The organism is Streptomyces sp. HUAS TT11, assembly GCF_051553595.1.
Classification (GTDB): domain Bacteria; phylum Actinomycetota; class Actinomycetes; order Streptomycetales; family Streptomycetaceae; genus Streptomyces.
Window position 1 is genome coordinate 274460 of the sequence record NZ_CP196184.1, and the last position, 17404, is coordinate 291863.

Sequence of the window (17404 nt, forward strand, 5' to 3'; positions counted from 1 at the left end):
CCGGCACTACCCGTAGCAAAGCCCTGGGGAGCCGCGCTGGTGACCCCACGCTGTCTACTTCAGCAGGTAGCCATGGGAAAACTCCATCTCGCAGTGAGGAGGAGTCGCTGGGCCCAAAATCAGCGCCGCCAGGTCATTTCCAGGTTCGCGGGTCCGCGGCTACGTGGCGACGGCGTGCGCGTGGAGAGTGACATCGGACGCAGGTGTCCCGACCGTCAAGACGCTGACGCCGAGCAGCGGGATCTCCCAGGCCCCAGGTGCATGGTGCGGCATCCCGGCCCATGATGTCTTTGAGGGGACAGACGTGACAGGAGGAGCCGCCTGATCATCCTGAACGTCTTCATTGACGTGGCTCAGGAGCATGAGACGAAGTTCTTGAAACTCCTGAAACACATGGTAGTGGAGTCCATCAAGGAGGACGGGTGCAATCTGTATCAGCTGTGGCTGAACGCACATGATCCGTACAGCTACGTCCTCGTCGAACACCGGGAGACGCAGGATCACCTGGCTGCTCATGGCGAGACGCCGCGCTGGTTCGACTTCAACGACACCGTCAACGGGTACCTGAAGTCGGACTACGAGGAGCACCACTACAACGAGATCCCTCGCTGATCTGAGCCAAGCCACCTATGCAAGCTCAGCCCGTGTCGATCTCCGGGCAGCCAGTGAAGCGATAGGCAAGTGGAGGTCGTTTTCGTATGCCTTTCTCGCAGCCTAGGCAGGGTTTCCGAAACTATTACGAACGCTCGGGCAGCGGAAAGCCCGTCGTGCTCGTGCACGGCAACCCGGGCGACCATATGGAGTTCTCGCGTGTGGTGCCGCTCCTGGGAGACAACGTCGACGTGGTCACCCCGGACCTGCGAGGGTACGGAAAGTCCGACAAACACCTCGGGGATGTCGGTAACGCCTATGCGCTCACCGGCCAGGTCGACGGTGTCATCGCGCTCATCGACGAACTGGGCATCAGCAACGCAGTGTTGTGCGGGTACGACGTGGGAAGCTTCACCGTCCAAACCATCGCCCTGAAGCGCCCAGACCTGGCGCACTCCCTGGTCATCGCGCCGCCGACCCTGGGCGTCGGTCGGCGGATCCTGGAGGAGAAGGCGGTCAACGCCTTCCTGCACGCGATCTTGTACAAGACCAGGCTGGTCGAGGACCTGATCGACGGGAAGCCTGACGCCGTCCGAGCCGCGCTGCGGGAAAACCTGGTGAGTTGGTCGCCTCCCGACTCGCCCGCGGTCGATGTACTTCTCGACCACCTCACCGAGAATCATTCGGCACCAGGTGCATTCGTGGCCGGCGCGATGTGGTTCCGTTACCCCGAGGGCAACCCCATCACCTTCTACGCCAACGAGACAAAACCGGCGCCGGCTGAAAGGTTCTCGAAGAACGTCACCATCCTGTGGCCGGACAGCGACGCGCTCTTCCCCACGGAATGGAGCGACACGTTGGACGACTACTACAGCGACTACGACCTGCACTTCATGAAAAACACGGGGCATTTCAGCCCCGTCGATTCACCGGAGACCTGGGCGGAGCACATCCGCAAGCACGTAGAGGCCGCCTCGAAGTAGCAGACGCCCGCCCGTGCGGCGTTCTGAGGAACGCGTTCAGATGCGAAAGGACCTGCCGTCCGTCTGGGACGCCAGCTATCGCCAGGAGATGCAGCCGTGCAGGAATTCCACCACAACATGTTCGACGGCCCCGGTGTCCGAATCCACTACGTGAGCGCAGGCACACCGCCGACCGACGGCGGGGGTGATCGAACGATCGTGTTGTTGCATGGTTGGCCCCAGACCTGGTGGGAGTGGCGTCACATAATAGAGCCTCTCCGTTCTGATGGCTGGTTCGTCGTGGCTCCGGATGTTCGCGGAGCCGGCGGATCTTCGAAGCCTGAGGGCGGCTATGACAAGCAAACGATGGCAGGTGACATCAGGGCGCTGCTCCATCATCTCGGGCTGACGAACCCGATCACCCTTGTCGGTCATGACCTCGGGATGCTGGTCGCCTACGCGTACGCCTCCCTTTATCCACATGAGGTCGAGCGTCTCGTGCTCATGGAGGCTCCGATTCCGGGCACCGAGGCGTACGAAAGCAGCCTGGCGACGACCAAGTACAGTGCGAACAAGCTGTGGCACTTCCACTTCCACGGCGCAGCAGGAAACGAAGCCGAAACGCTCATCGCCGGCAGCGAATTTCCATATCTGCGGAATTTCTATGTCAAGCTGAGCGCGAATCCCGACGCCATTTCCATGGCCGACGTGAAGCGATACGTCGCCGACTACACTGCTCCTGGAGCCATGCGAGCCGGCCTCGAACTCTTTCGGGCCTTCGAGAAGGACGCAGACGACAATCGACGCGTCCTGTCAGAAAAAGGCAAGCTCAAGATGCCCGTGCTCGGGCTCGGGGGGACCGCGAGCTTCTTTCTTCCAGTGGCCGAGAAGATGATCTCGGAGGTCGCCGAAAATGTGACCGTCCGACCGATTGAAGATTCGGGCCACTGGATCGCCGAGGAACAACCAGAGACGCTCCTGCGTCGCCTGCACGAATTCATCCAAGCGACCGGCGAGAAATAATCCGATAAGCGCTCTTCCTTGATCGGGAGGTACACCGATCTTCTTTCGGTCGGCGGCAGAGGGCTACCGGCATCAGGCTGAGGGTGGCGCACGACGGGTCGCTTTTCGGTCGGGGGCCGGTGCGTTCCAGGACTCGAGCAGGCGAAGTGCCTGTTCGGTGGGTGAGTCCGGTTCTACGTTGTAGACGTACAGGGTCTGTTCCGCGTCTCCGGGAACTGGGAAGGACTCGAAGACGAAGTGCAGGTCACCAACAACGGGGTGATGGTGGAGCTTTGCGCCGTGGGTGCAGCGCAGCACCCGGTGGTCGTTCCACCACGCCGTGAACTCCGGTGAGCGCACAGTGAGTTCGCCGACCAGGTCTGCGAGTCGCCGGTCGTGGGGCCGGCGCCCGGCTTCCAGGCGGAGGATCCCTACGGTTTCGGCGGCGATGCGTTCCCAGTCGCCGACGGTCTGCCGGGCGGAGGCGTCCAGCAAGTAGTAGCGGGCAAGATTGCGGGCCGGCACAGGCAGGGCGTCGAAGTCGGTGAGGACGGCCCGGGCCAGTTTGTTGGACGCCAAGACGTCGGTCCGACGGCCGAGGACGTATGCAGGCACGTGCTGCAGTGTCTGCAGCATCAGGTGCAGGCCCGGGCGGACGCGCTGGGGGCGGCGGTAGTACGGCGGGTAGCGGTATTCGGCCGGGTCAGCAGATCCTGCAGATGTTCGGTCTCGGACGCGTCCAGGCGCAGGGCTCGGCTCAAGGCCGAGAGGACCTCGGGTGAGGGGTTACCGGCCCGGCCCTGTTCGAGCCGGGTGTAGTACTCGATGCTCACCCCGGCGAGTCGGGCGATCTCGTCGCGGCGCAGTCCCGGAACCCGTGGCGTGCGGCCGTCCTTGGGCAATCCCGCCTGGTCGGGGGTCAGCCGATTACGTCGGGTCCGCAGGAAATCTGCGAGCTCGCTTCGACTGTCCATAGCCCCGGTGTGCCGCTCGCGTGCGCAGCGTTTCCGGTCCTGGGCAGCCCTGGCGGTACCAGCCTCACCGAAGACAGTGCGGGTCTCGGCGATCGAACCGGGCACAGTCGGGACGGAACTGCAGAGCCACGTCACCGGTGCGCGGGAGTGGCTGGAAAGCTCCACGGAGACGATGGAGTGGCGGACGGCAAAGGACATCGCACACACCGTCGGCTTCGTTGCCTCCCAGCCCGTACGCGTCAACCTTCAGCAGGTCACGATCATGCCCACCGGCCAGACCAGCTGATCACACCCCAGGCGCCACCGTCCTTCCGGGCCCACAGCCGCACGTGGTCGGCACACCCGAGACTCGGCAGTCCTGCGGCAGGCACGGCATGCACAAGCATTTAATGCTCACGCATTAGATGTACTTGCATTTGAGATACGAGCATGTCAGCGTATCGGGGTGAGACCTTCCGCTCCATCGCCCTTGCCCACGTCCCCGCTCACATGGAGCGCACGGCAGTGGGGAATCCTGCTCACCGTCTCGATCGTCGGGTTCCTCGACCCGCTGGACGTGAACATGGTCGGTGTCGCCCTGCCCTCCATCCAAACCGACCTGGGCCTGTCCACCAGCGCACTGCAGTGGATCGTCAGCGGTTACGTCCTCGGCTACGGCGGCTTTCTGCTGCTGGGAGGACGCGCCGCCGACATCCTCGGCCGCCGCCGCGTCTTTCTGGTGGCGGTCGCCGTCTTCACCCTGACCTCGCTGGCCGGCGGCCTGGTCGACGACGGGACCCTTCTCATCGTCACCCGTTTCCTCAAAGGCGTGTCGGCGGCGTTCACACTGCCCGCGGCGCTGTCCATCATCACGACCACGTTCACCGAGGGGCCGGCCCGCAACAAGGCGATCGGGATCTTCACGCTCATGGGTGCCAGCGGCTTCTCGAGCGGCCTGGTGCTGTCCGGTGCACTGACCGAGCTCGGCTGGCGCGGGACCTTCCTTGTGCCGGTCCCCGTGGCACTGATCGCCCTGGCGGCGGCCATGCGCATCCTGCCGAAGGACGGCCCGCGCACCGTCGGCGGCTACGACCTGCCCGGCGCACTCACTCTGGTCGCCGGAATGCTGCTGCTGGTCTACACCGTGGTCGAAGTGCCGCAGAAGGGCTGGACCACCGCGAGCACGCTGGTGCAGTTCGGGCTCGCAGTCGTACTGCTGGCCGCCTTCGTGGTGGTCGAGCTCCGCGGCGCACAGCCGCTGATCCGTCTGGGCATTCTGCGCTCAAGTTCCCTGGTGCGTGCCAACGTGGGCCTGTCCGTGTTCTTCGGCGCCTACGTCGGCTTCCAGTTCGTGGCGACGCTGTACTTCCAGCAGGTGCTGCAGTGGTCGGCGCTGCAGACCGCGCTCGGCTTCCTTCCCGCCGCCGCCATCGTCACCCTCGCCTCGCCGCGCATCCCGCACCTGATCGCACGATTCGGCACCTCGCGCACCATCATCGCCGGCGTCAGCACCCACGTGGTCGCCTACGCGCTCTTCCTGACCATCGCCCGGGACAACCCCTACGCCGTGGGTGTGCTGCCCACCATGCTCCTGCTCAGCATCGGCATGACACTGGCGTTCGCGCCCTTCCAGATCGAGGGCACCTCGGGCATCCCTGACCACGAACAAGGCCTGGCCGGCGGCCTGCTGAACTCCTCCATGCAGGTCGGCGGCGCGGTCGGCCTCGCCATCGTCACCGCGGTCCTCACCGCGGGAGGCGAAGGCCAGAGCGGGCCCGACGCCCTGCTCGCCGGCTTCACCCCCGCCATGATCACCGTCACTGTGCTCGCGGCCATCGGCCTGCTCACAGCCCTGTCCGGAACGCTGGGACGCCGAACGGCGACAGCGCAGACGGGCAGCAGCACCGACCAACCGGAGCTCGACAAGGTCATCTGACGTCACCGGGTAACGGCTGACCGCTGGGCCTGAACTGCCACATCCACCCCAGACTTGAAAGGCAAGACCACTCTCATGAGCAAGATCGTCCGATTTCACACCACCGGTGGCCCCGAAGTCCTGACCCTGGAGGACGTCGAGGTCCGCGAACCCCGGCAGGGCGAGATCCGCATCCGCACCCGGGCCCTCGGGGTGAACCGAGCGGATGCCATGCTCCGCAGCGGCCACCCCTCGGAGTTCCCCTCCGGTATCGGATGGGAGGCCTCCGGTGAGGTCGACGCCATCGGCCCGGACGTCGAAGGTTTCACCGTCGGCGATGCCGTCAGCCTGATCCCCTGCTTCAGGGCCACCGACCACCCCATCCACGGGGAGATGGCCATCGCACCCGCCACCGCGGTGGTCAAACACCCAGGCACGCTGTCCTGGGAGCAGGCCGCGGCCCTGTGGGGGCAGTACCTGACCGCCTACGGCGCCCTCATCGAGACCGCGGACCTGAAAGCCGGTGACACGGTCGTCATCCCGGCCGCCTCCAGCAGCGTCGGGCTGGCCGCGATCCAGATCGCCCGCAGCGTGGGGGCCCGTCCCGTGGCACTGACCCGCAGCAGCTCCAAGCGCCGGCGCCTCCTGGACGAAGGCGCCGAAGCAGTGGTCGTCACGGGCGAGGAAAACGTGGTCACCCGCCTGAACGAGCTCACCGACGGCCACGGCGCACGCGTCATCTTCGACCCGGTGGGAGGAACTGCCCTGGCGGACTTGATCGGCGCCGCCGCACCCGGCGGGACCGTAATCCTCTACGGCGCGCTGAGCAACGAGGCCACGACGCTGCCGGTACTGCAGGCGATCGGCAAGAGCCTCACCATCCGGGGATACAAGGTCTTCGAGCTCACCACCGACGTCGAACGCCGCAAGGCCGCCGTCGACTGGATCGCCGACGCTGTCGCCCGCAAGGTCCTGCGACCGGTCATCGACACCGTCTTCCCGCTGGAGGACATCGTCGGCGCCCACCGTCGCCTCGAGTCCGGAGCCCAGGTCGGCAAGATCGTCGTGACCGTCCCCCGCTGACCCGACACACCTCACGGGCGCCAAGAACCGCGTCCACGCCTGCACAACGCAAGTGACTCGTCTTACTCGTCTCAGGGAGATGTCCACCCATGCGATACACCACCTTCGGGCGCAACAACGGCCTGCGCGTGTCCGCGTACGGCCTCGGCACCGCCAATTTCGGCACCTGCTGGCGCGCCGGTGGCGGCTGGGGCCCCGGCGCCGAGCCCGCCGACGCCCGCAAGATCTTCGACCGGTTCGCCGAAGCCGGCGGCACGCTCATCGACACCGCCGAGAACTACCAGGCCGGCGAATCCGAGCAGCTGCTCGGCACGTTCCTGGGCGCCGACCGGGACCACTTCGTGCTGGCGGGCAAGTACAGCATGAACGGCGTCGGACCGCAGACCGTCTCCAACACCGGCAACAGCCGCCGGTACATGGTCCAGGCGCTCGAGACCAGCCTGCGCCGCCTGAACACCGATCACCTGGACATGTACTGGGTGCACGCCCCTGACGGCCTGACCCCGATGGAGGAGATCCTGCGCGGCCTGAACGACCTCGTCAGCGCCGGAAAGATCCGCTATTTCGGGCTGTCGAACTTCCCGGCCTGGAGGGTGTCGCGTGCCGTCGCCATCGCCGAGCTGCGCGGCTGGTCCCCGGTCGCCGGTATCCAGGCCGAATACAGCCTGGTCGATCGCACCGCCGAGCGGGAGCTGCTGCCCATGGCGCAGGCGCTCGGTCTTGGCGCGGCGCTGTGGAGCCCGCTCGGCGGCGGTCTGCTGACCGGCAAGTACCGCCAGGGCGCCACCGGCAGGATCAGCGACCTGAAGGCCATGGGGTTCTTCGAGGACACCTCGCAGAAGACCGCGATCGTCGATGCCGTCCTCGACGTCGCGGACGAGCTCGGCGTGCCGGCCTCCCATGTCGCCATCGCCTGGATGCGGGAGCAGGGCGCGCGGGCGGACACGGCGTACGTGCCGATCATCGGCCCGCGCAGTGTCGCGCAGCTCGACGACTACCTGGGCGCGATGGATGTGACGCTGCCCCCGGCGCAGTTCGCCCGGCTCGACGAGGTGAGCACTATCAGGCTCGGCACGCCGCACGAGCTGAACGCGTGGAGCGCGGGCCCCATCCGCGGCGGTGACGCCAGCGTGATCGACGAGCCCGCGATCCCGGTGGCGTGATCTCGAGCGGAGGACCAGTTTCGAGGACATGGAGCGGCCCGATCGCCCGCAGCCTGGAGTGGGTCGGCGAGTGGCGGAGCATGTGGCGTCTCTGTCCGGCCTCTCGTCGGGCGACGGCAGTAGTCGGAGCAGGCTCCGATCGAACTCCTGGAGCGGTGGTCGACGGGGCGTGGCGCGAGTGCGGTGCCTCTGACGGTCAAGAACCCTGGCCATGGGGGCGCGGCAAGTGTCGGCCGGCTCAGCAGACTTGTGCCGCGGAGCTCCTCAGGGTCAGGCGGTGACGGCCTCGGTGTAGGCGGCGGCGACCGTGCCGGTCCCGCTGGGGGCCACGGTGACCTCCAGCGGGCCGACGAGCGCTGCATCGACCGCCTTGGCGACCGACCACGTAACGGACTCCCCGTCGTGCAGGGTCGACGCGCCGTCCGCGGTGGCGATGGCGGCCGTGCCGCCGAACGCCGTAGCGTCAGACCGGCTGCCGGCCCGCCGCGACCTCGACCCGATGTACCTGGACCGTCACCTCGCCGGGCGCACTGGCCCTGTCGCAGTCAACCGGCGAGACCGGCGCCTACGGCCTCGTCAGGTCCGCGGTGTACGTGCCGAGCCTCGACAGGGCGCCAGTCTCGTCGACGGTGACCAGCGCAACGTAGTCAGTGTCGGGAATTCCATCCCCGATGGTGTCGTCGGAGCGGCAGAGCTCGATGACCTTCAGCGGTCCGTCGTCCGCCCAGGGGCGTGCCGGTCGCCGTGTCTGTGTTTGTGGCGCCCAGGGCAGTGTCTGCAGTCGATTCTTGGCTGACCCCTGAATCGTCGCTTGAGTTCCCTACGTCCCGGGTCCCTTTGTCGCGGACCATGCTGCCCCCCTTAACGGCCAGACACGGTCGCGGCGGAGGGCCTTCCGGCAGAGGAGAAGACGACGCGTCCACTGCCGCCATCGGTGACGACTCGAACGTATGGCGATTCTTGTTACCGCAGGCGCATCCCAGGTCAGTGGTCTCTCCGCAAAGCTCTGACCTGCGACGTGTTCAGATCTTGGCAGATTCCCCTGCGTCTCCCCCGCGTCCTCCGGGACTTCGGCGCCTGACGGCGCCCGCATGTTCCCGCAGGAACATGCGGGATCGGCCTCGCTTCGCGACTCCAAGACGAAGCGCGGGCCACTGCATTCTGACCTGCAGCCCGTCACTGTTCCTGCTGCTCTGCATCCACTCCGGCCCGTCCTACGAACTGACACCAGGGCGACCGAAACTGGAGCGCGCACGAGGCTCGCGGTTGCCCAGCGCCACCGTTCCGTTCACCCGCGCCAGCGTCTCGGCATCACAGGTGCAGGTACTGTCCGGAACCGGACTCGAACCGCTTCCGCCGACGTCCAGTGGATCACCAACGCCTACTTCGTCGTCCTTGCGGTCACCCTGATCACCGCGGGCAAGCTCGGCGACCGCTTCGGCCACCGGCAGACCCTCCTGATCGGCGTCGTCGTCTTCGCCACCGCCTCCGGCGCGATCAGCCTGTCCGACAGCATCGCCCTCGTCGTTACCTTCCCGCAGTACCGACCCCGTCATCAGCCCAAACAGTAGGGCGTCAGAGGGGGTAGCCCACTGCCTCACGTAAGGCACCGTGCGGCCACTGCTCCCTGCCGTCGAGGGCGGACAACTGCCGACGGCAGGTCCGCTGCCATGCGCCGGCACGGTGCGTCACCGGCGGTGCTGAATGCTGTGGCTGCGGTGCGGAAGCTGGGTCACACTCGCAGGCAGGCAGAGCCGCTGAGTGACGGATCAGGTCGACGTGACGTGGAGCGTGCCGCGAGTGGGTTGGGCGGCCTCGTCGATGAGTCCGGCGGCGATGGATCGGGCGTGGGCTGCAGGTTCGGTGCTGTTGTAGATCATGTTGCGGGCCACGGCGCCGTCGTAGAGCAGAGAGAGCTGTTCGCCGAGCTGCTCCGGGTCGCTCGCGCCCATCTGTCGGGCGAGGGCGGTGAGTCGGCGGGTGAATTCGCTCTTGTACGAGGCCGCGAGCATGTGGACCGGGTGATCGGGGGCGGGGACCTCGACCACGGCGTTGATGAAGGGGCACCCTCGTAGCGGCCCGTCCGCGGTGTGGCAGTCCCAATCGAAGATCGCGAGCATCTGCTCTCTGGGGTCGGCTTCGGCCGAGGGCTCGGCAGGCAGCAGGCCGTCCTGGAGCTGGCTCAGGTAGGCATGGACGAGGTCGTCCTTGCCTGCGAAGTGCAAGTACAGGGTGCGCTTGGACACGTGGCCGGCGGACGTCAGCTGGTCCATGCCCGTCGCGTTGACCCCCTGGGCGGTGAACAGCTCTGTTGCCGCTTTGAGGATCCGCTCCCGGGCCCCGCGGCCACGGCGTCGGCGTACAGGGGTCGCTTCGTCGCTCATACCTTGATGATACCGATCGTTTTACTTAACGAGCTGCCGCTGCTACGGTTGCGGGCATAAGTAGAACGATCGGTGTGCTTACGAGCAACGGAAGATCACTCCTGCCTCACGAGCACGACCGTCGTATCCGGTCGTCACCGGCATGCCGGGCCGGTTCTCGAGTCCCCATGGCCGCACCTGGCTGCGTCCGTCAGGCCATCCCGCATGCCCTGTTCTCAAGGAAGATTTATGTCGCCATCCTCTGTGGATTCCACCCTCGGCAATACGGCCGCGACGCGGTCGCAGGCTTCCGAGGGGAACCGCGCCAGACGCAGGCAACCGCATCCGGCCCTCGTGCTGACCGTGCTGGCCACGTCGATGTTCCTGTCCGCACTGGACTCGTTCGTCGTCAACGTCGCCCTGACCCCGATCGGCCGGGGTTTGGGCGAAGCCTCGCTGTCCCACCTCAGTTGGATCCTCAATGCCTACGCGATCGTCTACGCTGCACTGCTGGTCCCGGCCGGCCGCCTGGTCGACCGCTACGGCCACAAAGCCGGCTTCATGCTCGGCCTCGGTGTCTTCACCATGGCCAGCCTGGGCGCCGCACTCAGTGGCAACCTGTGGATCCTGGTTGCCTTCCGCTTCCTGCAGGCAGTCGGGGCTGCCGTCTTGACGCCGGCAAGTCTCGGTCTCGTGCTCACCACAGCTCCGCCGAGCAAGGTGGGCAAGTATGTGCAGATCTGGGCTGCCAGCGGCTCCCTGGCCGCGGCGGCCGGCCCCGTGGTGGGCGGGCTGCTCGTTCAGGTGTCCTGGCAGTGGATCTTCCTGCTCAACCTGCCGATCGGGATCCTCGCCCTGCTCATGGCAAAGCGGCTACTGCCTGCCGGACGTCGGAGTGAGGACACGCGTCTGCCCGACCTGGTGGGCGGAGCGCTCCTGGTAGCCGGAGTCGGCGCGCTCGCACTCGGACTCGTCCAGGCTCCGGAGTGGGGCTGGGACAGCGGTGCGACCATCGGGAGCTTCGTGGTGGCGGCCGCTGCCTTGACCTGGTGCGTTGTCCGCTCGGCCCGTCACGCGGTGCCAGTGGTCGACCTGAGCCTTCTGCGCAACCGCGTGTTCGGCTGGGCCAACATCGCCACCCTGCTCTTCTACACCGCGTTCGCCGGCCAACTGCTCGGACTGACCCTGTGGCTCCAGCAGACCTGGCACTGGTCGGCGATCCAGACCGGTCTCGGCGTCGCGCCCGGCCCGGCCATGGTGTTCGCGGGCACGGTCCTTGCCCAACGCCTCGCCCTCAAGATGCGGGTCGGCATCGTGGCGGCCTCGGGCTCCGCGCTGGTCGCTCTCGGAATCGCCTGGGTCGCCCTGAACGTGAGCAGCTCCCCGAACTACGCGTCAGCCGTCCTGCCCGGATGGATGCTCGCCGGCGTAGGCGTCGGGCTCACCCTTCCCACGCTGATCTCCTCCGCCACCTCCGGCCTGCCTCGGGACAGGGGGGCCACCGGAAGCGCCGTCGTCACCATGGCCGGCCAAGTCGGCACCGTGCTCGGCGTAAGCCTCTTGGTCATCATCCTGGCAGCCGCCGCATCCGGCGGCCCCGTGCACGCCTTCTCCCTCGCGTGGTGGATCTCCGTCGGCGTCATGGCCGCAAGCGGCCTCGCCGCCCTGGGCATCTCACCCCGCCGTCCAAAGAGTGCCGCAACCCGCTGGTCGTGGCCCTATCGCCGGTGCACGTGAGCGCGCGGAACAACCATCCGGTCCCCGCTCCGAAACCGTACAGCTGAGTCACGCTCAGCACGCGAAAGCAAACCGAACAAAATCAAAGATATTCCGCATCACACTGATTAGGGAGAACCTATGCGTTACACGACGTTTGGACACCGCACCGGGCTCCGCGTCTCGGAGTACGCCCTCGGGACGGGCAACTTCGGCACCGGTTGGGGAGCCGGCGCGGAAGAGGACGAGGCTCGCCGCATGTTCGACAGGTTCGCCGAGGCCGGCGGCAACTTCATCGACAGCTCTGACAACTACCAGGTCGGCGAGTCGGAGAAGATCCTGTCCAAGTTCATCGCAGGGGACCGCGACCACTTCGTGCTCTCCAGCAAGTTCAGCGTCGGGGCAGCACCGCAGCCGGACATCTCCAAGACCGGCAACAGCCGCAAGAACATGATCCGCTCGGTGAACGAGAGCCTGAAGCGCCTCGACACCGACTACATCGACCTGTACTGGGTCCATTTCCCGGACGAACTGACCCCGACCGAGGAACTGCTGCGCGGCATCGATGACCTGGTCACCTCCGGGAAGATCCTCCACGTCGGACTGTCCAACTTCCCGGCCTGGCGCGTCGCCCGCGCCGTCACCCTCGCCGAGCTGAAGAACTGGGCACCCGTCGCCGGCATCCAGGTGGAATACAGCCTCGTCGAGCGCACGGCCGACCGCGAACTCATCCCGATGGCCCAGAGCCTCGGACTGGCCACCACCATGTGGTCCCCGCTCGGCGGAGGCCTGCTCACCGGCAAATACCGCAGCGGAACCGCGGGCCGCCTCAACGACCTCAAGGTCCTCATCCACACGGAATCCAACGATCAGAAGACCGCGATCGTCGACACCGTCCTCGCTGTCGCGGACGAGACCGGCGCCACCCCCGCCCAGGTATCCGTGGCCTGGATCCGAGAGCGCAGCGCCCGCTCCGCCACCCCACTCATCCCGATCATCGGCCCCCGCAACACCAGCCAGCTCGATGGCTACCTCGGCTCAATGGCCGTAGAACTCACCGATGAGCAGTACACCCGCCTGACGGAGGTCAGCGTCGTCCCCCTCGGCGTGCCCCACGAGGCCAACCGCGCTCACCGCGACCACCTCCGCGGCGGGGATGCGTCCCTCATCATCGACACCCCGGCGCCCCTCGCCTGAAGGTCGGGCGCTACTCCCCTGCTCGAGTGTCGCGGGCGTCATCCGCGGTGGCGGTCTTGCCGACGCGGCCAAGATGAAGCTTTACAGCGTACCATCCGGGCGCCAGGCGGCGCGTCTGCCGGCCGCGGGATGAACGCATGAGGTTGGTGGCTGAGCCGGGACGGCTCAGCCACCAACTGCTGCAGCATCTGCCTCTTTTGGACACCGCCAGGCTCCTGACAGGGGCTGATGCGGGCGGCCCGAGCAGCTTCGGAGACCGCTCCGGCGACCGGGACACCAGGACCCTGACAAGCCCCCCATCGCATACACGGCGGGCCTCCGCGCGCACGTCTCTGCGCAGTCCCGGCAGCTCATCAGCCCGCCCAAGGGGGTTGTCTTGGCCTAGGGCAAACGCCATGCCTCGCAAGTGCAGGCCCACCAACGCGGCCTCCGCAACGGTAACGTTGGCCGGCGCTGCATCAAGCCCAACGAGTGGCCTGGTGGGTGGCGGGCAGCCGGTCACGTCGGTGAGTCCAACGCCTCGGTTACTTCCAGCGTTCGTGGTCGGCGAGGGTGTGTTCGACGGTGACGCGGTCGGATGAGCACCAGTGGCGGTCGCGTTCCCAGCGTGCGTGCACGAGTGGAAGTGCGCTCTTGTTCGGCTTCCTCGGAGGTGTGATGGCCCGGCCCGGCTGTGGTCGCCCACTTGATGGGGCACGGCAGGCGCACAAGGCTCTCAGGGGCTCTCACTGAGGTCGTTGACCGAGGACGCAGAACTCGTTGCCTTCAGGGTCTGCCATGACAACCCACGACTGCTCACCCTGACCAATATCAACACGCTGTGCGCCAAGCGCCTCAAGGCGAGCCACCTCGGCGTCCTGATCATCCGGTACGAAGTCGAGATGCAATCGGCTCTTGGCCTTCTTGGGCTCATCGAGACGGACAAACTCCAACCCCGGACGACGATCCTGCTCCGGGCGAATCGCGAACTCCACATCCGAGGTGTGAACCACAACCCAGCCAAGAGCCTCGGCCCACCACTGCCCCAGGGCCGCCGGATCTGCCGAGTGAACAATCACATTCTGCCAGTCCAAGGTCATCAACCGAGCTTACTGATCGTTTCAGAATGAGTTGAGCTGCGGGTCTTGTGCTCGACGATCTTGGTCGGCAGGGTGTCTGGGGTGCGTGCTGATCTTGTTCCGGACGACCTGTGGGAGCGGGTGGCCCCGCTGCTGCCGTCCGCTCCTGAGCGGCGCCGTCGCTATCCCGGGCGGTTGCGTGTTCCTGACCGAGTGGCCCTCGCCGGAGTCCTGTTCGTGCTGCGAACGGGTATCGCGTGGCGTGATGTTCCCGCGGAGACGGTGGGCTGTTCCGGTGTGACGGCCTGGCGGCGGCTGCGGGACTTTACCGAGGCCGGCGTGTGGCCGCGCCTGCATGCTGCCTTGCTGACCGAGCTGCGCCGCGCCCGTCTGCTGGACTTGGACGACTGCGCCGTGGACGGGTCGCACGTCCGGGCTCTCAAAGGGGGGATCATGTCGGCCCTTCGCCCGTCGACCGTGCCCGCCCCGGATCCAAGCACCACCTGATTGTCGACCGTCACGGAACCCCGCTCGCCGTCACGCTCACCGGCGGCAATCGGCACGACGTCACCCAGCTCCTGCCGCTACTGGACGCCGTTCCGTCGATCCGGGGTCTCCGGGGACGTCCCCGCCGCAAGCCCCGGCGCCTGTATGCGGACCGGGGCTACGACTTTGACAAGTACCGCCGCCTGCTGTGGAAGCGGGGCATCAAGCCGTTGATCGCGCGACGCGGCGTCGGCCACGGTTCCGGGCTGGGCAAGGTGCGCTGGGTCGTCGAGCGAGCCTTGTGCGCCACGAGGCGCTCTGTTTGTATCCCCGGTTCAGCCGGGAGGAACTCGGAAGGAGGTTCCTGGGCCGGATGGCTTACCTGGATCCGAAAGGTGAAGGGGACAAGAGCATGTCAGGAAACCAGTAGTCGGGCTCAGTTGTCGGAGACGGTGTGCTGGGTGGCCCGCGCGATATGGCGAAGACTGGATTGTTTGAAGCCCAATCTCCAGCGGATGCAAGTTCCCATCCGTCGGAAAGACAGCTGAAACCGACGCCGCACTCTGCACCGGAGTCGATGGTTGGCCGGTGCACCTCCGGAGGGCGGAGCGATGTCCAGCGAGGACATTCAAGGAGATGAGTGGGACGCCTGTGTCGCGCTAGAACGTACAGACAGGGACGAACGTGGGATCGCCTACGGGATGCGAGTCCTATGGCGACGGAGGCCCCGTAGTAGTCGCCGGAGTCACGACCGGTCAGGGAGGGCGGGAAAGCCCTCCACAGGGCAAAGGGGGCCAGGTGATCGGGACACCCGCGACCCGGGAGGTATGCGAAATGCAGAACGCCGAAACGGTGCCGGGTGTCCAGTGTGAGCAGCTCAACCGCTCGCGTAGTGATCACTGGAGAGCCGGATGATCGGGAAACCATCACGTCCGGTTCGGCGGGAGGCCGCGCGGAACAGGACCTGCCACGGCAGGCACCTCGCCGCGCGGCCGACCCAACCTCGTGGCTGGCCGGCTGCACCGGCGCTACGAACGCAAGCCCGAACACTCCCGCGCCTTCACAAGCATCGTCTGCGCCCTCATCTGCCTGCGTCACCTCACTGGCTGATGTGCCGCTGCAACAGCTTGACCGCCAGGTCATGGCAGTAGTGAAGGGCGACGTCCATGGGCGTTTGCCCGTCCGGGGCTGGGAGTTGCGGGTCGGCACCGAAGGCCAGGAGCACTGCGGTGGTATGTACGGTCAGCGGGCTGCCGCTTTGCAGCGCGCCATCGCCTTCCATGTCGATGGCGTGTGTAAGGAGCGTCATGTTGTCGCATACCTCATCGGGGTCGACTCCCTTGGCCAGCAGCTGAGCCAAGGTCTGTGCGTCCACGCTCTCTACCGCTTGATGGGCCGGTGTCCAGGGGTTCTCCATGGCGGCATTCAACTGTTGCCGCACCAGCCCGGCCAGCGCCTTTCTCGGCCTCTGAATGCCAAATGAGATGATTTGTAAGAGCGTGCAACACGTTAATGAGTGGTTCCTCTTGAGAACGGCCACCCGGGAACGGGGATGTGCTGGTCCTTGCCCCGGCCGTAGGTGTGGCACAGGATCCGCTCCGGTGAGGTGTGGGCGTCCGGCCGCAGCCAGCACGTGACATCGGCCAGGGACCAGCCGGCCATCGACGGCCCGCGGCAGCGCGGCATCGAGGCCAGGGCCTGTCGCATCCGATCCGCGTCGACCCGGCCCTTTGAGACGGCGGCGTCGAGTCCTGTATGTCCACGGCGGTGTTCGCCTACCAGCGACAGCTCTGCCGGCGACCTCACCGGCCCGTCACCGCACAAGACCGCGTCGGCCGGCTCGAACAGAGCACCCGAACGAGCGGCGATACAGGGGGTAGAACTCACCCCGGAAGCATGACAGTTCGGCTGTCGGCTCCTGCCGGACATCGCTATGCAGCAGACTCATCCTCACGGCCTTCGTGCTGGACGTGTGTATTCCTTGGTCGGAGCACATGTTCATACGAAGGCCGCTTCCATGTACGGCGGATGGCGAACCGAGTGATCAAGTACGACACGCCATTCGAGGCATGGCTTCTACCGGCGACGCAGAGACCCGGGTCCGCAACGAGTGGACCAGTCGCCGGCCGGTGACAGTCGCTCTCCACTGGCCCGCACGACAACAAGCCTGCCGTCTTCGAAAATGATTCGATCACTGGCGGCCAGGAAGAGCGGACTCGTCAGCTCGAAGGCGTATCCGTTGTCAGTCTCGAGGTACTTCACCAGTACCAGCCGCGAGGCCGGCGTGGCTCCGTCAGCTACCAGGCGCATGCCGAAATGGTCCCACGCAGCCTGACGTCAACTCCACCGCATTCAGCAGCCGGCCAACGGCCCAAACGTTGAAGATCAAGCTAGCCCTGACCGTACGGCTGCGAGGGCTGGCGGGCCCGGCTCAGACCCCGTCCATCGCCATCTGCGCGCTGTGCGTCTCGGCCTCGCGCTGGTCGTAGTCTGCGCGCGCGGCAGCAATCTCGTCCTGGTGGTCCTCGGTCCAGGTGACGAGCGCTTGGATGGTGTCGTGCAGCGTCGCGCCCATCGGGGTGAGCTGGTAGTCCACGCGCGGCGGGACGACCGGGTGCACGGTGCGGTGCACCAGCCCGTCGCGCTCCAGTTGGCGAAGTGTCACAGTCAGCATGCGCTGGCTGATTCCGTCGATCTCGCGCCGCAGTTGGGTGAAGCGAAGGGTGCGGCGGTCGAGGAGCGCGATGACGAGCAGCGACCACTTGTCGGCCACGCGGTCGAGGATCTGACGGACCTCGCAGCCCTCTCGGGTGTCCCACTGGCGAGCTTGGTCGTCATCGGTTCCCGTGCAGTGACTCGGTGACTTCAAAGTGCCTTCTTCCATAGTCGCTCAGGGTGCACCAGGATCGAGGCGG

16 protein-coding genes and 3 pseudogenes are annotated in these 17404 nt (G+C 66.4%); 12 read left to right on the plus strand and 7 right to left on the minus strand.

Translation table 11 applies throughout. The features are described 5' to 3' along the window. Window positions 1–330: 330 nt before the first annotated feature. From ACSHXN_RS01415 to ACSHXN_RS01425, 3 genes are all read left to right on the plus strand, one after another. Window positions 331–612, plus strand: a complete 282-nt coding sequence (locus ACSHXN_RS01415) for a putative quinol monooxygenase (protein ID WP_438306411.1) — start codon at window positions 331–333, stop codon at window positions 610–612. 86 nt (window positions 613–698) lie between these two features. Beyond that, window positions 699–1574, plus strand: a complete 876-nt coding sequence (locus ACSHXN_RS01420) for an alpha/beta fold hydrolase (RefSeq protein ID WP_438302456.1) — start codon at window positions 699–701, stop codon at window positions 1572–1574. 96 nt (window positions 1575–1670) lie between these two features. Then, window positions 1671–2576: an alpha/beta fold hydrolase gene (locus ACSHXN_RS01425; RefSeq protein ID WP_438302457.1), complete on the plus strand. Its 906-nt coding sequence runs from the start codon at window positions 1671–1673 to the stop codon at window positions 2574–2576. Window positions 2577–2648: 72 nt separating this feature from the next. Here the strand turns inward: ACSHXN_RS01425 and ACSHXN_RS01430 are convergent, their stop codons facing one another. Further along, window positions 2649–3170 (minus strand): MmyB family transcriptional regulator, encoded by a 522-nt coding sequence (locus tag ACSHXN_RS01430; protein ID WP_438302458.1) that lies wholly within the window; start codon window positions 3168–3170, stop codon window positions 2649–2651. A 20-nt stretch (window positions 3171–3190) separates the two neighbouring features. Next, window positions 3191–3529, minus strand: coding sequence for a helix-turn-helix domain-containing protein (locus tag ACSHXN_RS01435; protein ID WP_438302459.1), 339 nt, complete (start codon window positions 3527–3529; stop codon window positions 3191–3193). A 76-nt stretch (window positions 3530–3605) separates the two neighbouring features. Here ACSHXN_RS01435 and ACSHXN_RS01440 point away from each other — a divergent pair, with 76 nt between their 5' ends. From ACSHXN_RS01440 to ACSHXN_RS01460, 5 genes and pseudogenes are all read left to right on the plus strand, one after another. Further along, window positions 3606–3815 carry a hypothetical protein gene (locus ACSHXN_RS01440; protein ID WP_356292896.1) on the plus strand — a complete coding sequence of 70 codons (210 nt, stop codon included), beginning with the start codon at window positions 3606–3608 and terminating at the stop codon, window positions 3813–3815. A gap of 183 nt (window positions 3816–3998) precedes the next feature. Beyond that, a complete protein-coding gene (locus tag ACSHXN_RS01445; RefSeq protein ID WP_438302460.1) occupies window positions 3999–5444 on the plus strand; it encodes an MFS transporter in 1446 nt (481 codons plus the stop codon). Between the two features lie 75 nt (window positions 5445–5519). Continuing rightward, on the plus strand, window positions 5520–6506 hold the full coding sequence (locus ACSHXN_RS01450; protein ID WP_438302461.1) for a zinc-dependent alcohol dehydrogenase family protein: 987 nt from the start codon (window positions 5520–5522) through the stop codon (window positions 6504–6506). 89 nt (window positions 6507–6595) lie between these two features. Then, the gene (locus tag ACSHXN_RS01455; protein WP_438302462.1) at window positions 6596–7669 is read left to right on the plus strand and encodes an aldo/keto reductase; all 1074 of its coding nucleotides are present in this window, start codon (window positions 6596–6598) and stop codon (window positions 7667–7669) included. A 1310-nt stretch (window positions 7670–8979) separates the two neighbouring features. Further along, window positions 8980–9204 (plus strand): annotated as a pseudogene (locus ACSHXN_RS01460) (MFS transporter); the annotation flags it as partial. Window positions 9205–9438: 234 nt separating this feature from the next. Here the strand turns inward: ACSHXN_RS01460 and ACSHXN_RS01465 are convergent. Beyond that, window positions 9439–10053 carry a TetR/AcrR family transcriptional regulator gene (locus ACSHXN_RS01465; RefSeq protein ID WP_355132421.1) on the minus strand — a complete coding sequence of 205 codons (615 nt, stop codon included), beginning with the start codon at window positions 10051–10053 and terminating at the stop codon, window positions 9439–9441. Between the two features lie 228 nt (window positions 10054–10281). Between ACSHXN_RS01465 and ACSHXN_RS01470 the strand changes: the two genes are divergently transcribed. Then, window positions 10282–11769 carry an MFS transporter gene (locus tag ACSHXN_RS01470; RefSeq protein ID WP_438302463.1) on the plus strand — a complete coding sequence of 496 codons (1488 nt, stop codon included), beginning with the start codon at window positions 10282–10284 and terminating at the stop codon, window positions 11767–11769. A gap of 120 nt (window positions 11770–11889) precedes the next feature. Beyond that, window positions 11890–12945, plus strand: a complete 1056-nt coding sequence (locus tag ACSHXN_RS01475; protein WP_383358776.1) for an aldo/keto reductase — start codon at window positions 11890–11892, stop codon at window positions 12943–12945. A gap of 725 nt (window positions 12946–13670) precedes the next feature. Here the strand turns inward: ACSHXN_RS01475 and ACSHXN_RS01480 are convergent. Beyond that, window positions 13671–14024 carry a VOC family protein gene (locus tag ACSHXN_RS01480; RefSeq protein WP_356114530.1) on the minus strand — a complete coding sequence of 118 codons (354 nt, stop codon included), beginning with the start codon at window positions 14022–14024 and terminating at the stop codon, window positions 13671–13673. A gap of 81 nt (window positions 14025–14105) precedes the next feature. On the opposite strand from ACSHXN_RS01480, the pseudogene ACSHXN_RS01485 reads away from it, so the two are divergent. Together ACSHXN_RS01485 and ACSHXN_RS01490 are read left to right on the plus strand one after the other, a co-directional pair. Next, window positions 14106–14788 (plus strand): annotated as a pseudogene (locus ACSHXN_RS01485) (IS5 family transposase); the annotation flags it as partial. 715 nt (window positions 14789–15503) lie between these two features. Further along, a pseudogene (locus ACSHXN_RS01490) lies at window positions 15504–15599 on the plus strand (IS5/IS1182 family transposase); the annotation flags it as partial. Here ACSHXN_RS01490 and ACSHXN_RS01495 read toward each other — a convergent pair. The 3 genes from ACSHXN_RS01495 to ACSHXN_RS01505 all read right to left on the minus strand — a co-directional run bounded on the left by ACSHXN_RS01495 (window position 15589) and on the right by ACSHXN_RS01505 (window position 17373). Further along, window positions 15589–15906, minus strand: a complete 318-nt coding sequence (locus ACSHXN_RS01495; RefSeq protein WP_356114560.1) for an ankyrin repeat domain-containing protein — start codon at window positions 15904–15906, stop codon at window positions 15589–15591. The pseudogene ACSHXN_RS01490 and the gene ACSHXN_RS01495 overlap by 11 nt on opposite strands. 92 nt (window positions 15907–15998) lie before the next feature. Continuing rightward, window positions 15999–16418, minus strand: coding sequence for a transposase (locus tag ACSHXN_RS01500; protein ID WP_438302464.1), 420 nt, complete (start codon window positions 16416–16418; stop codon window positions 15999–16001). 502 nt (window positions 16419–16920) lie between these two features. Continuing rightward, window positions 16921–17373, minus strand: coding sequence for a winged helix-turn-helix transcriptional regulator (locus ACSHXN_RS01505; protein ID WP_355798941.1), 453 nt, complete (start codon window positions 17371–17373; stop codon window positions 16921–16923). Between the last annotated feature and the right edge of the window lie 31 nt (window positions 17374–17404).

What these genes read in the sequence shown, in the direction of transcription:
- ACSHXN_RS01420 (WP_438302456.1), top strand. Translation starts at nt 699, where the DNA reads ATGCCTTTCTCGCAGCCTAGGCAGGGTTTCCGAAACTATTACGAACGC.
- ACSHXN_RS01435 (WP_438302459.1), bottom strand. Translation starts at nt 3,529, where the DNA reads ATGGACAGTCGAAGCGAGCTCGCAGATTTCCTGCGGACCCGACGTAAT.
- ACSHXN_RS01450 (WP_438302461.1), top strand. Translation starts at nt 5,520, where the DNA reads ATGAGCAAGATCGTCCGATTTCACACCACCGGTGGCCCCGAAGTCCTG.
- ACSHXN_RS01455 (WP_438302462.1), top strand. Translation starts at nt 6,596, where the DNA reads ATGCGATACACCACCTTCGGGCGCAACAACGGCCTGCGCGTGTCCGCG.
- ACSHXN_RS01465 (WP_355132421.1), bottom strand. Translation starts at nt 10,053, where the DNA reads ATGAGCGACGAAGCGACCCCTGTACGCCGACGCCGTGGCCGCGGGGCC.
- ACSHXN_RS01470 (WP_438302463.1), top strand. Translation starts at nt 10,282, where the DNA reads ATGTCGCCATCCTCTGTGGATTCCACCCTCGGCAATACGGCCGCGACG.
- ACSHXN_RS01475 (WP_383358776.1), top strand. Translation starts at nt 11,890, where the DNA reads ATGCGTTACACGACGTTTGGACACCGCACCGGGCTCCGCGTCTCGGAG.
- ACSHXN_RS01480 (WP_356114530.1), bottom strand. Translation starts at nt 14,024, where the DNA reads ATGACCTTGGACTGGCAGAATGTGATTGTTCACTCGGCAGATCCGGCG.
- ACSHXN_RS01495 (WP_356114560.1), bottom strand. Translation starts at nt 15,906, where the DNA reads ATGGAGAACCCCTGGACACCGGCCCATCAAGCGGTAGAGAGCGTGGAC.
- ACSHXN_RS01500 (WP_438302464.1), bottom strand. Translation starts at nt 16,418, where the DNA reads ATGTCCGGCAGGAGCCGACAGCCGAACTGTCATGCTTCCGGGGTGAGT.
- ACSHXN_RS01505 (WP_355798941.1), bottom strand. Translation starts at nt 17,373, where the DNA reads ATGGAAGAAGGCACTTTGAAGTCACCGAGTCACTGCACGGGAACCGAT.